The organism is Mesorhizobium sp. B2-4-14, from assembly GCF_006442155.1.
GTDB lineage: Bacteria > Pseudomonadota > Alphaproteobacteria > Rhizobiales > Rhizobiaceae > Mesorhizobium.
Window position 1 is genome coordinate 34,778 of record NZ_VFVA01000030.1, and the last position, 12,634, is coordinate 47,411.

Annotated in this window: 11 protein-coding genes; 3 read left to right on the plus strand and 8 right to left on the minus strand. The window is 62.5% G+C overall.

The features are described 5' to 3' along the window. Nucleotides 1–7: 7 nt before the first annotated feature. From FJ938_RS22495 to mnmE, 4 genes are all read right to left on the minus strand, one after another. Complete coding sequence (locus tag FJ938_RS22495) at nucleotides 8–808, minus strand: ParA family protein (RefSeq protein ID WP_140697555.1); 801 nt, start codon at nucleotides 806–808, stop codon at nucleotides 8–10. Nucleotides 809–864: 56 nt separating this feature from the next. Then, complete coding sequence (gene rsmG / locus FJ938_RS22500) at nucleotides 865–1,497, minus strand: 16S rRNA (guanine(527)-N(7))-methyltransferase RsmG (RefSeq protein ID WP_140697557.1); 633 nt, start codon at nucleotides 1,495–1,497, stop codon at nucleotides 865–867. Beyond that, on the minus strand, nucleotides 1,494–3,365 hold the full coding sequence (gene mnmG, locus FJ938_RS22505; RefSeq protein ID WP_140697559.1) for a tRNA uridine-5-carboxymethylaminomethyl(34) synthesis enzyme MnmG: 1,872 nt from the start codon (nucleotides 3,363–3,365) through the stop codon (nucleotides 1,494–1,496). Before mnmG ends, rsmG begins: the two co-directional genes overlap by 4 nt. Before the next feature lie 214 nt (nucleotides 3,366–3,579). Further along, a complete protein-coding gene (gene mnmE, locus FJ938_RS22510) occupies nucleotides 3,580–4,911 on the minus strand; it encodes a tRNA uridine-5-carboxymethylaminomethyl(34) synthesis GTPase MnmE (protein ID WP_140697561.1) in 1,332 nt (443 codons plus the stop codon). An 85-nt stretch (nucleotides 4,912–4,996) separates the two neighbouring features. Here mnmE and FJ938_RS22515 point away from each other — a divergent pair, with 85 nt between their 5' ends. Together FJ938_RS22515 and FJ938_RS30440 are read left to right on the plus strand one after the other, a co-directional pair. Beyond that, nucleotides 4,997–7,015, plus strand: a complete 2,019-nt coding sequence (locus FJ938_RS22515) for a thioredoxin domain-containing protein (protein ID WP_140697563.1) — start codon at nucleotides 4,997–4,999, stop codon at nucleotides 7,013–7,015. A gap of 102 nt (nucleotides 7,016–7,117) precedes the next feature. Next, the gene (locus tag FJ938_RS30440; RefSeq protein WP_348640936.1) at nucleotides 7,118–7,249 is read left to right on the plus strand and encodes a hypothetical protein; all 132 of its coding nucleotides are present in this window, start codon (nucleotides 7,118–7,120) and stop codon (nucleotides 7,247–7,249) included. On the opposite strand, the gene FJ938_RS22520 is transcribed toward FJ938_RS30440, so the two are convergent. The 4 genes from FJ938_RS22520 to hemE form a co-directional block, all read right to left on the minus strand. Next, entirely contained in the window at nucleotides 7,213–7,980 is a 768-nt protein-coding gene (locus tag FJ938_RS22520; RefSeq protein ID WP_348642290.1) for an EamA family transporter, read from the minus strand. The two genes, FJ938_RS30440 and FJ938_RS22520, sit on opposite strands and share 37 nt — an antisense overlap. 217 nt (nucleotides 7,981–8,197) lie before the next feature. After that, nucleotides 8,198–9,463 (minus strand): transcription termination factor Rho, encoded by a 1,266-nt coding sequence (rho, locus tag FJ938_RS22525; RefSeq protein ID WP_140697565.1) that lies wholly within the window; start codon nucleotides 9,461–9,463, stop codon nucleotides 8,198–8,200. 160 nt (nucleotides 9,464–9,623) lie between these two features. Then, nucleotides 9,624–10,169: a protoporphyrinogen oxidase HemJ gene (gene hemJ, locus FJ938_RS22530; RefSeq protein ID WP_140697567.1), complete on the minus strand. Its 546-nt coding sequence runs from the start codon at nucleotides 10,167–10,169 to the stop codon at nucleotides 9,624–9,626. Further along, the gene (gene hemE, locus FJ938_RS22535) at nucleotides 10,169–11,200 is read right to left on the minus strand and encodes a uroporphyrinogen decarboxylase (protein ID WP_140697570.1); all 1,032 of its coding nucleotides are present in this window, start codon (nucleotides 11,198–11,200) and stop codon (nucleotides 10,169–10,171) included. Before hemE ends, hemJ begins: the two co-directional genes overlap by 1 nt. A 403-nt stretch (nucleotides 11,201–11,603) precedes the next feature. On the opposite strand from hemE, the gene FJ938_RS22540 reads away from it, so the two are divergent. Next, nucleotides 11,604–12,425, plus strand: coding sequence for a pyruvate, water dikinase regulatory protein (locus FJ938_RS22540; RefSeq protein WP_140697572.1), 822 nt, complete (start codon nucleotides 11,604–11,606; stop codon nucleotides 12,423–12,425). The last annotated feature ends 209 nt before the right edge of the window (nucleotides 12,426–12,634 follow it).

Consider the following 12,634-nt stretch of genomic DNA (forward strand, 5'->3'; position numbering starts at 1 on the left):
GAACTCATCAAGCGGCGCGCAATTTGCGCTCGCGGCGGATGACCTCGGAGGCCAATTGCAGGTAGGCTTGGCTGCCCGAGCATTTCAGATCGTACAGAATCGCCGGCTTGCCATAGGACGGCGCCTCGGACACCCGCACATTGCGCGGAATGATGGTCTCGTAGACCTTGTCGCCCATGTGCTCCCGGACGTCCTGCACCACCTGGTTGGCCAGATTGTTACGTCCGTCATACATGGTCAGCACGATGCCCTGGATGGTGAGCTCCGGATTGATCGAGCGGCGCACCTGCTCGACCGTTTCCAGCAACTGGCTGAGGCCTTCAAGCGCGAAGAACTCGCATTGCAGCGGCACCAGCACCGAATCGGCGGCCGCCATCGAATTGAGCGTGAGCAGATTGAGCGACGGCGGGCAGTCGATCAGCACATAGCCGAAATTGGCCGAGCGCTCGGCCGCGGCGCGCAAGGCGTTGCGCAGCCGCAGCACCCGGTCCGGCGCCGAAGCGATTTCCATTTCGATGCCGAGCAGATCGAGCGTCGACGGCACGATCGACAGGCCCGGCACGGCGGTCGGAACCGCCGCGGCTTCGAGATCCAGCTCGCCCGTCAGCACGTCATAGGACGAGACTGTGCGGTCCTTGCGGTCGATGCCGAGACCGGTGCTGGCGTTGCCTTGCGGATCGAGATCGACGATCAGCACTTTTTCGCCGATGGCCGCCAGCGCCGTGGCCAGATTGATGGCGGTGGTCGTCTTGCCGACGCCGCCCTTCTGGTTGGCTACGGTGATGATTCGAGGACCATTCTTCATCATGGGTCTATGCCAGAAATTCATTTTTGGGTCGCCAAAATAGCCCGACAAGGCGAAGATCAGACAGGTCGCACGTCAGACAGTTCAAGGATGACGCCATGGGGGTCGGTTACACTGGGATGTTCTACCAGATCGAAGGACCATCGGTTAACGCTTTCTTGCACCTCCGCGCGATAATCCCTGCCTTTGTGGAATAGCCCGCGCGCGCCCGACGTCAGCCAAGGCGCCGACAGGTCCAGCAATACCGAGAGCGAGGCCAAGGCCCGCGCCGTGACGATTTGCGGCGTCGAAACAAGTGCATGGCTGTCTTCGATGCGCCGCGCCACGACCCGTGCCGGCAGGTTGAACTGGCCGATGACGGTCTGCAGGAACGACGCCTTCTTGCGGTTGCTTTCCACCAGATCGATGCTCGCCCCATCGCGCTCGGCGAGCAGGAAGGCCATGACCAGGCCCGGAAATCCGCCGCCCGAACCGATGTCGACCCAGCGCGTGGCATTGGGCTCTATGCGTCCAAGCTGTGCGCTGTCGAGGATGTGGCGGTGCCAGACATCGCCCGAGGTCGACTGCGCCACCAGATTGATGCTGCGGTTCCATTTCTGGAACATCCGCTCGAACGCCGTCAGGCGATCGAATGTTTCACGTGAAACCGGGCCGGCCGCGTCCTGCAGGCTCTTCCAGGACATAGGACTCACGCAACATTCCTCTGGGCGCTCTCATGGTGGCGGACATGCGCGACAATGATCGCCAATGCGGCAGGCGTCATGCCCTCCATGCGCTGGGCGTCAGCGATGGAGCGCGGCCGCCGCGCCTGCATCTTCTGCTTCAACTCATTGGACAGACCAGGCACGCCGGCGAAATCGACGCTTTCCGGGATCTGCCGGCTCTCCTCATGCCGGATCTGGGCGACGTCGGTCTTCTGACGGTCGAGGTAAACAGAATATTTCGCCTCCGTTTCAAGGCGCTCCGCCGTCTGGGCATCAATTGCCGCAAAGCGCGGTTCAATCGTCGCCAGCCAGGCGAGGTCGACGCCGGGGTAGGCCAGCAGCTCATAGCCCGACCGGCGAACGCCATCGCGATTGATCTCCAGTCCGTGCCGCGCCGCCTCATTAGGCGTCATCGTCAGCGCGGTAGCCAGCTGCCGAGCTTCGTCGAGCCGCTGCATGACATTGCCATAACGCTGCATGCGTTGCGCCGAAGCGATCCCCAGCTTCTCCGCCAGCGACGTCAACCGCTCGTCCGCATTGTCCGCGCGCAGCGACAGCCGGAATTCGGCGCGCGAGGTGAACATCCGGTACGGTTCGCTGATGCCGCGACTGGTCAGGTCGTCGACCATCACACCGATATAGGCCTCGGTGCGGCTGAGCACGACCTGCTCGCCGCCCGACGCCCGCCGCGCCGCGTTGATGCCGGCCAGCAAGCCTTGCCCGGCTGCCTCCTCATAACCGGTCGTGCCGTTGATCTGCCCGGCGAGGAAGAGCCCGGCGACGCGCTTGGTCTCGAGTGTCTGATCAAGCTCGCGCGGATCGACATGATCATACTCGATCGCATAGCCGGGCTGCAGCATCACAGCCCGCTCCAGGCCCGGAATGGTCTTCAAAATATCGAGCTGGACATCCTCGGGCAGCGAGGTCGAGATGCCATTCGGATAGACGGTGGCGTCGTCCAGCCCTTCCGGTTCGAGAAAGATCTGATGCCCATCCCGGTCGCCGAACTTGACGATCTTATCCTCGATCGACGGGCAGTAACGTGGCCCAACGCCTTCGATCGAACCGGAATACATGGCGGAGCGGCCGAGATTGGCACGGATCAGCTCGTGGGTGGCGGTGGTCGTGCGCGTGATGCCGCACTCGATCTGCGGCGTCTCGATACGATCGGTCATCAGCGAGAACGGCACCGGATCCTCGTCGGCCGCCTGGCTTTCGAGCGACGCCCAGTCGATGGTCCGCCCGTCCAGCCGCGGCGGCGTACCAGTCTTCAAGCGGCCGAGTTGAAACCCGGCGCGGGACATCGTCGCCGACAGGCCAAGGCTCGCCTGCTCGTTCATGCGGCCGGCGACAATCTTCTTCTCGCCGATATGAATGAGGCCGCGCAGGAAAGTTCCGGTCGTGAGCACCACCGCGCTGCAAGCAAGCCTGCGGCCATCGGCCAGCAGGACGGCTGAGATCCGCCCGTCCACGATTTCGAAGTCCAGCACCTCGGCCTCGACTACGTCGAGATCGTTCTGCTGCCGAATCGCTTCCTGCATCGCCAGGCGATAGAGCTTCCTGTCGGCTTGCGTGCGCGGGCCGCGTACCGCTGGGCCTTTGCGTCGGTTGAGCAGGCGGAACTGGATGCCCGCAGCATCCGCCACACGGCCCATCAGGCCGTCCATGGCGTCGATCTCGCGCACCAGATGCCCTTTGCCAAGCCCGCCGATCGCCGGGTTGCACGACATCACGCCGATCGTCTCGAAGCGCAACGTCACCAGCGCGGTCCTGGCGCCGGCACGCGCGGCGGCGCTCGCAGCCTCGCAACCCGCATGGCCGCCGCCCACCACAACCACATCATAGTGATCGGTCATTTCCAAATCCTGGGCTCGAAAGAGATAGAGGACACATGTCCCCGCGGGGCGAAGCTGTCAAGAAAACTTCGCGGCAAGTTTCACGTGAAACAGAGCGGCAGGGTCCGGCAACGCCGTTTCACGTGAATCAATGGAACGATTGGGGGAATCCAGCGCTGCCGGTGTTTCACGTGAATCCTTAAGCGTCTTCGCCCCGGTGCGTGTTTCACGTGAGTCATTTCCCAATGCAGAACTGCGCGAAGATCACATCCAGCATGTCCTCGACATCAATGGCGCCGACAATTCGGCCGAGCCGATCCGCCGCCAGCCGCAATTCCTCCGCACGCAGTTCCTGGCCTATGGCACGGCCGTCGGTCGCCCGAAGCAGATGGCGGTTCGCTTCGCCAAGCAATTCGACGTGGCGCAGACGTGACGGCAGAACATCGCCAAGGTTGCCGGCCGCCTCCACCGCGCGCTGGCCGATCTCCGCGAGCAGCGCGTCCACGCCCGCCCCATTCAGGATCGAAATAACGAGATCATAATGACGGCTCGCTGCCACTGCCGCCTGCTCGTCGAGCAGATCGAGCTTGGTCCCGACCCGCAGCACCGGTACCGAACCGGGCAGAGAACCGACATCGCCGGGTTTCGCCACGTCCTCCAACAGCAACACGAGATCGGCGCGATCGGCCTTGGCTCGCGCTTTCTCGATACCGATCGCTTCGACCTTGCCTGTCGCCTCACGCAATCCCGCTGTGTCCGTCAACCGGATGCGCAACCCCCCGAGATCCAGCGCCACCTCGAGCAGATCCCGCGTCGTGCCAGGCTCATCCGTTACAATAGCTGCATCGCGCCGCGCCAAAGCGTTGAACAGACTCGACTTGCCGGCGTTCGGCGCGCCGAGGATCACAACCTCAAAGCCGTCGCGGATGATCTCGGCGGTGCGGAAACCGGCGATGTGGCAGGCGATCTCGCCGATCATCATTCCGACATCGGACCATACCGTCTCCGAAACGGCACCGGGCACATCGTCCTCATCGGCAAAGTCGATCTCGGCCTCGATCATGGCGCGTGCATGGACAAGCCTGCGACGCCAGCCAAGATAGAGCTCACTCTGGACCCCCTCGGCATTCCGGAGGGCAAAGCGCCGCTGCGCTTCGGTCTCGGCGTTGACCAGATCCGCCAGCGCCTCGGTCTCGACCAGATCGACCTTGCCATTGAGAAAGGCGCGGCGCGTGAATTCGCCAGCCTCGGCATGCCTGACGCCGGCAAAGCCGGTGATTGTCTCCAGCATCCTGGCCACCACCGCGCGCCCGCCATGGACATGAAATTCGGCGACATCCTCACCGGTGAAGCTGGCCGGCCTTGGGAAGAAGATGACCAACCCGCTGTCCAGCACCGTTCCATCCGGTGCCCTGAACGTGCGCAAGAGCGCCACCCGGTCCTTAACCATGCGGCCGACGATCGTTTCGACCACGAATCGAGTCTGCGAGCCGGAAATGCGGATGACGGCGACGCCGGCTGGTAGCCGGCCACTGGACAGCGCAACGATCGAATCGGCTGAAATCATTTGCCCACCCTGTCGAACCGCCCTAGCTTCCGCCACACCTAACCAAGTTGCCGCCCAACTACCCACTGTGACCGAGTTGCCCGTTGTGACATTGCCCGCGCAAAACCTGCTTGCCGACGAAGCCAGCCCCTATTTGCAGCAACACAGCGGCAATCCGGTGCATTGGCGGGCCTGGTCGCCGGCTTCGCTCGAAGAGGCAAGAGCCCTGGACAGGCCGATCCTGCTCTCCGTCGGCTATGCCGCCTGCCACTGGTGCCATGTCATGGCCCATGAAAGCTTCGAGAACCACGACGTCGCCGCCGTCATGAACCGTCTGTTCGTCAATATCAAGGTGGACCGAGAGGAGCGCCCCGACATCGATCAGATCTATATGGCCGCGCTCTCCTCCATGGGCGAGCAGGGCGGCTGGCCGCTGACCATGTTCCTGACGCCGGATGGCAAGCCGTTCTGGGGCGGCACCTATTTTCCCAGGGAGCCGCGCTTTGGCCGCCCGGGCTTCATCCAGGTGATGGAGGCGGTGGACAAGGCTTGGCGCGAGAAGAGGGCCAGCCTGAACCAGAGCGCCGACGGCCTGACCACCCATGTCGAGGCGCGGCTCTCGGGCGCTCATGCCAAGGCGCTTCTCGATCGCGATACATTGTCCGATCTTGCCGGCCGCATCTCCGGCATGATCGACCGTGACCTTGGCGGCCTGCGCGGCGCGCCCAAATTCCCGAATGCGCCATTCATGCTCACGCTGTGGCTGTCTTGGCTGCGCGACGGCGATCCCACGCATCGCGACGACGTGCTCATCAGCCTGGAACAGATGCTGGGCGGCGGCATCTATGATCACATCGGCGGCGGGCTCAGCCGTTACTCGACCGACGCGGAATGGCTGGTGCCGCATTTCGAAAAGATGCTCTACGACAACGCCCAGCTCATCCGCTTGTGCAACTGGGCATACGCGGCGAGCGGCAACGACTTGTTCCGGACGCGAATCGAAGAGACCGTGGAGTGGCTGCTGCGCGAAATGCGCGTCGACGGCGGTGCCTTTGCCGCCAGCCTGGACGCCGACAGCGATGGCGAGGAAGGCCTTTTCTACACCTGGGCCAAGGAGGAGATCGAAGCTGTCCTCGGCGACAATTCTGGCTTGTTTTTCAAACACTTCACGCTCTCCAGCCCGCACGGTTGGGTAGGCAAGCCGGTTGTCCATCAAACCCGCGCCCAGCAAACCCAAAGCGTGGCCGCTCGCGAACGGCTGATACCGCTCAAGACAGAACTTCTCACCGCTCGCGAAGGTCGGGTTCGGCCAGGCCTCGACGCGAAAGCCCTGACCGACTGGAACGGCCTGATGATCGCGGCGCTCGCGGAGGCCGGCCGATCGCTGGCGCGACCCGACTGGATCGATGCGGCGGCCAAGGCCTTTGCCCATATCAGCGCCGCCAGCCGCGACGGCCGCCTGCCGCACTCCATGCTTGGCGTCAGAAAGCTGTTTCCTGCTTTGTCCAGCGACTATGCCGCCATGACCAATGCGGCGATCTCGCTGTTCGAGGCGTCAGGCAAATGGCGCTATGTCGATCAGGCCAGCCGGTTCATCGAGCAGCTCGACCGCTGGCACTTCGATGCCGAGGGCACCGGCCACTACCTGACCGCTTCCGACAGCACGGACGTGCCGATCCGCATCAGGGGCGATGTCGACGAGGCCATTCCGTCAGCCACCAGCCAGATCATCGAAGCGCTGGTCCGGCTGGCTTCCGTTACCGGCGATCTCGAACTGCAGGAGAGAGCGTGGAAGATCGCCGAGCACGCCGCCGGCCGGGCGGCGCAGCAGGCCTATGGTCAGGCGGGCATCATCAATGCGTGTGCGCTCGCGATCGAGCCGTTGAAGTTGGTCGTGGTGGACAAGCTGGAGGATCCAACGCTCGTTACGGTTGCGAATCGACGTCCTGACCCGCGTCGCGTCGACATCATTGCGGCGATTGGTTCGGAAGCGAATCGACCCTTGCTGCCCGGCGGCATTTTCCCACCGACCAACAGGGCGGGCGCCTGGCTTTGTACGGGCCAGCTTTGCCTTCCCGCTGTAAGCGACCCGCAAGAGCTCGAGCCTCTTCTGCGCCGCCAATAGGCAACTCGGGAAATGTGTGAGGCGATTTTCCGTCGGGCGGCGTCCGCTTCCGCCTGTACAGCCGAAGGCAATGTCCTGACCGATTTCGCATCCGGCCGCGGCTTGAACAGCAGATCCCTGGCCGCGATCACCGCGCCGACCATGATCAGCGCGCAGGCAAGCGCCACGGACCAGTGGAACACGCCAAACCCGGCCAACTACAGCACGATCACCGAAAACAGCGGCGCGGCATAAGACAAGGCACCCAGGATCATTATGTCCCCGTGCTTGCAGCCATGGTCCCAGGCGTAGAAGCCGGCTCCGAGCGGGATCGTGCCGAGAACAAGGATCGCGGCCCACTGCATCGTCGTTTCGGGCCAGACCGTGATTTCCAGCGTCAGATGCAACACCAGCGCAACCACGGCGGTGATGAAGCAGTAGCCGGCCACGACATCGGTCGGCACCTGGCCGAAGCGCCGCGACAGGACGGAATAGCCGGCCCAGATGAAGGCACAGAACAAGGCAATGACATGACCCTTCATCCCGCCATTCGCGAGACCGATAGTGCCGCCCTTGGTGATCACCACGATCGCCCCGGCAAGGCCAAGGACGACGCCGACAAGGTGGTGAGCCTTGAGCCTTTCGCCCGGCAGGAAGGCGGCCAGGACGACGATCAGCAAGGGCCAGAGATAGGCTATTAGGCTGACCTCGACAGGCGGCGCCGACTGGATCGCGAAGAAATAGGCGCAGTGATAGATGCACAATCCCGCAACCCCTGTCGCCCAGACCTTCCAGGGCTGCCGCAGCGAACGGACCGCGCCTGGACCGAAGGTCCAGCTGCCCATTCCGACAAGCGCACCGAGAAAGAACGTCATCGCCGCCAGCTGAAAGGGCGGTATCGGCCCCGCGGCCGTGGAAAGCAGCGCCAGAAACGACCAGGTCAGGATGGCTGAAAAGCCGACAAGCGTTGAGATGGTCTTCTTCACGTCACTTCCAACCGCGTATGTGGTCAAAACAGCAAACCGGCTCGGGCAGGATCATGCCTCAACAAGACGCGGACCATCGCATAAGGCTGGCACCGTCCGCCGCCGCATACAGCCACGCGGTATCCGGAATGCGACCCATCTGGAGGCAACAAAAAACCCCATCCCGCTTGACCGGAATGGGGCCTGATGCGCGGTCCGGGAAATTCCCGATAGCCGGTTACGTGTTCATCGAATCGAAGAAGTCGGCATTGGTCTTGGTCTGCTTCAGCTTGTCGATCAGGAACTCGATCGCATCGGTGGTGCCCATCGGCGCCAGGATGCGGCGCAGCACGAAGATCTTCTGCAGGTCCGAACGCGCGACCAGAAGGTCTTCCTTGCGGGTACCGGACTTGAGGATGTCTATCGCCGGATAGATGCGCTTGTCGGCCACCTTGCGATCCAGCTGGATTTCGCAATTGCCGGTGCCCTTGAACTCCTCGAAAATGACTTCGTCCATACGGCTGCCGGTGTCGATCAGCGCCGTGGCGATGATGGTCAGCGAACCGCCTTCCTCGATGTTGCGCGCCGCGCCGAAGAAGCGCTTCGGCCGCTGCAGCGCGTTGGCGTCGACGCCGCCGGTCAGCACTTTGCCGGAGGACGGCACGACGGTGTTGTAGGCGCGGCCGAGGCGGGTGATGGAATCGAGCAGGATGACAACGTCGCGGCCATGTTCGACCAGGCGCTTGGCCTTCTCGATGACCATTTCGGCGACCTGCACGTGGCGCACCGCCGGCTCGTCGAAGGTCGAGGAGATGACTTCACCTTTGACCGAGCGCTGCATGTCGGTCACCTCTTCCGGGCGCTCATCGATCAGAAGCACGATCAGATAACACTCCGGATGGTTGGCGGTGATGGAGTGTGCGATGTTCTGCAAAAGCACCGTCTTGCCGGTGCGCGGCTGCGCGTTGATCAAGGCGCGCTGCCCTTTGCCGATCGGCGCCACCAGATCGATCACCCGAGACGATATGTCCTTGGTGGCCGGGATCTCGACCTCCATCTTCAGCCGCGAGGTCGGATAGAGCGGCGTCAGATTGTCGAAATGGATCTTGTGGCGGATCTTTTCGGGATCGTCGAAATTGATCGTGTTGACCTTGAGCAGCGCGAAATAGCGCTCGCCCTCTTTCGGGCTGCGGATCGGCCCTTCGACCGTATCGCCGGTCTTCAGCGAAAAGCGGCGGATCTGCGACGGCGAGATGTAGATATCGTCGGGACCTGGAAGATAGTTGGCATTGGCGGAGCGCAGGAAACCGAAACCATCCTGCAGCACCTCGACCACACCTTCGCCGATGATCTCGACGTCCTGTGCTGCCAGCTTCTTCAGGATCGCGAACATCAGCTCCTGCTTGCGCATCACGCTGGCGTTCTCGACCTCGAGCGATTCGGCATAGGCGATCAGCTCTGGCGGTTTCTTGTTCTTGAACTCGGTAAGTTTCATTTCTTGCATAGACGGACTCTGGGTGAGCTTTGGGAAAATATCGGCGGGATGCGACAAATGCCGGGCGCGGCCGAAAACAAGGAGGGGCGGCGCATGACGGGAAGGAAGACCCGTCTTTTATCGTCGGTCTGTTGAAAGAGCAAGCCGCGTTTTACGGACCTGACAGGCCTCAGAAAGGCTTGACGACAACCAGGATCACAATTGCCACCATCAGCAATGTGGGGATCTCGTTGACGATCCGCCAGTGCCGCGCCGGCTTTTCATTGCGATCCTCGGCGAATTTGCGCACCGCGCCGGCGAGATAGCCGTGAACCGCGGACAACAGGAGCACCGCCGCGATCTTGGCGTGCAGCCAGCCACCCTGGAAACCAAAGCCTTTCCAGGCGAGCCAGAGGCCGAACATCCAGGTGACGATCATTGCCGGATTGATGATGCCGCGCATCAGGCGCCGCTCCATTACCTTGAAGGTCTCCGATTGCACCGAGCCCTTTTCGGCATCGGCGTGATAGACCAGCAAGCGCGGCAGATAGAGCATGCCGGCCATCCACGAAATGACGGCAAGGATATGGATCGCCTTTGCCCAGGGATAGAAACTGTCAGGCGCGACTAAAAGCAACAGAGCGGTGAGCACAACAAGCGCCGCGATACCGACGACCATGCGCATCATTGCCGAACCGGTGCTGTTCGTGTTTCCGGTGCTGTCCGACCGAGCCATCAGCGTGTCGCACTCCTCACCTGTTTCACCATCGCCTCGACATGCGCGACCGGAGTCTCCGGCGTGATGCCATGGCCGAGATTGAAGATCAGCGGGCCTTCGCCCAACGTCTTCAGGATTGCCTCGACGCCATAGGCGAGCGCCTGGCCGCCGGCCACCAGCCGCAACGGATCGAGATTGCCCTGGACGGCGCCTGAACGCTGCAAGTCCTTCGCGGTCTCCAGCGGCACCGTCCAATCAATCCCCAGGCCGGTTACGCCGGTCTTCTCCCGATAGGTCTGGTAGCGCGCACCGGCGCCCTTGGGAAAACCGATGATCGGCACATCGGGATGGACAGCCCTTACCTGCCGGACGATCTCGGCCACCGGCTGAACGCAGAACCGTTCAAAAGAGGCATCGTCGAGCACGCCGGACCAGGAATCGAATATCTGCACCACGTCAGCGCCGGCCTCGATCTGCCGGATCAGGTAGGCCGCCGAATGATCGGCGAGTACCTTCAGCAGTTGTTGAAAGGCGACCGGTTCGCGATAGGCGAACAGCCGCGCCGGCGCCTGGTCCGACGTACCGTGGCCGGCAATCATATAGGTCGCCACCGTCCATGGCGCGCCGCAGAAGCCGATCAGGGTCGTCTCGTCGGGCAGTTTCGCCCGCAGCCGACGAACCGTCTCGTAGACCGGTTCGAGATTCACGTGAAACATGCTGCTCTCCAGAGCCGCAATCTCGGCGGCCGAGATCGGCGTCAGCAGCGGGCCCCGCCCCTCTTCGAAGCGAACATCACGGCCAAGCGCGTGCGGGACGACAAGGATGTCGGAGAACAGGATCGAGGCGTCGAAGCCGAAGCGCTCGATCGGCTGCAGCGTCACTTCGACGGCAAGGTCGGGATCGTAACAGAGGTCAAGGAATGAGCCGGCACGTCGGCGCGTTTCACGATACTCCGGCAGATAGCGCCCGGCCTGGCGCATCATCCAGAGCGGAGGAGGAAAATGAGCCTTGCCCTTCAGGACATCCAGCATGATCCGGTTCTGGGGCATCGAGCGCTCGCTTCTCCAAGCCTCTTTCTAATCAAATATTCTTATATCTAAGATTCTTCTGATTCTAAGAGTCTGTTGGTTGTGGTGGTTGTCACCTGTCCCGCTTCATCAAGCAAAAAGCCAGCAAGCATATTGTCGCGCGCTTCTTTCTCCCGAATGCAGGGTTCTGGGGACGATCAGGAATCCATCATCGGAGTCAAAGCGTTACGCCGCCGCCGGAAAAGCCGGCCCTGTGGACGGACGAGAGGCAAAGGACATCCTCCCCGGATTTGTCCCCAGCCGCCCGACGAAGCCGACAGCACATCGAATTGTGGACAAACTGGCATCTGATACAGTCGCCTCCGACGAGCCCGGCTCGTTGTCCGACCTTATCCACATCCGCCCACAGACCCAGGTGATCCCTGTGAACAAACCCCAGAGCTTCTTTCACCTGCACCTGATTTCCGACGCGACCGGCGAAACGCTGCTCGCCGCCGGCCGCGCAGCTTCCGCGCAATACAAGGATGCGCGCGCCATCGAGCATATCTACCCGCTCATCCGCACCGAAAAACAGGTGGCCAAGGTTTTCGAAGACATCGAGGAGGAGCCGGGCATCATTCTCTATACGGTCGTCGACCAGAAGCTGGCGCGCGGCATAGACGAACGTTGCGCGGCCATGGGTCTGCCCTGTGTCTCGGTGCTGGAGCCGGTGCTTACCGTCTTCCAGTCCTATCTCGGCACGCCGGCGGGCCGCCGCGTCGGCGCCCAGCATGTTCTCGACGCCGAATATTTCCGCCGCATCGATGCCCTCAATTTCACCATGGAACATGATGACGGCCAGCTGCCGGCCAATATGGACGATGCCGATATCGTGCTCATCGGTATTTCGCGTACGTCGAAGACACCGACCAGCATCTATCTCGCCAATCGCGGCATCAAGACCGCCAACATTCCGATCGTGCTCGGCGTGCCGGTGCCCGAAAGCCTGGTCAACGCCAAGGCGCCGCTGGTCGTCGGGCTGATCGCCACCGCCGAGCGCATCTCGCATGTCCGCCAGAACCGCATCCTCGGCAACAGCAGTTCCTACGAGCCGACCGATTATGTCGACCGCGCCGCCATCAACGAGGAACTCGCCTATGCTCGCCAGATCTGCACCAGGCATGGCTGGCCGATGATCGACGTCAGCCGCCGCTCGATCGAGGAAACGGCGGCGGCGATCGTTGCCCTGCGGGGGAAGAACAGATAGATGAGCGAAGAGTTGGTTTTGCGATTCCTAGCGGAAAGTCGGCGCTGCCCCTCACCTGCCTGCCGGCATCCTCTCCCCGTATAGGGACGGGGAGAGGGGCGTTGCCATCGATGGTTTCGCCAATCGCCAGCGTGGCCGGAAGGTGCGCCCGCGCCGAAGCTGCCCTTTTCTCCCCGTCCCTATACGGGGAGAAATGTCCGGCAGGACAA

Bases quoted from the DNA above. Each gene is read 5' to 3' on its own strand.
- FJ938_RS22495 (WP_140697555.1), bottom strand. From the start codon at position 808: ATGATGAAGAATGGTCCTCGAATCATCACCGTAGCCAACCAGAAGGGC.
- mnmG (WP_140697559.1), bottom strand. From the start codon at position 3,365: ATGACCGATCACTATGATGTGGTTGTGGTGGGCGGCGGCCATGCGGGT.
- mnmE (WP_140697561.1), bottom strand. From the start codon at position 4,911: ATGATTTCAGCCGATTCGATCGTTGCGCTGTCCAGTGGCCGGCTACCA.
- rho (WP_140697565.1), bottom strand. From the start codon at position 9,463: ATGCAAGAAATGAAACTTACCGAGTTCAAGAACAAGAAACCGCCAGAG.
- hemJ (WP_140697567.1), bottom strand. From the start codon at position 10,169: ATGGCTCGGTCGGACAGCACCGGAAACACGAACAGCACCGGTTCGGCA.
- hemE (WP_140697570.1), bottom strand. From the start codon at position 11,200: ATGCCCCAGAACCGGATCATGCTGGATGTCCTGAAGGGCAAGGCTCAT.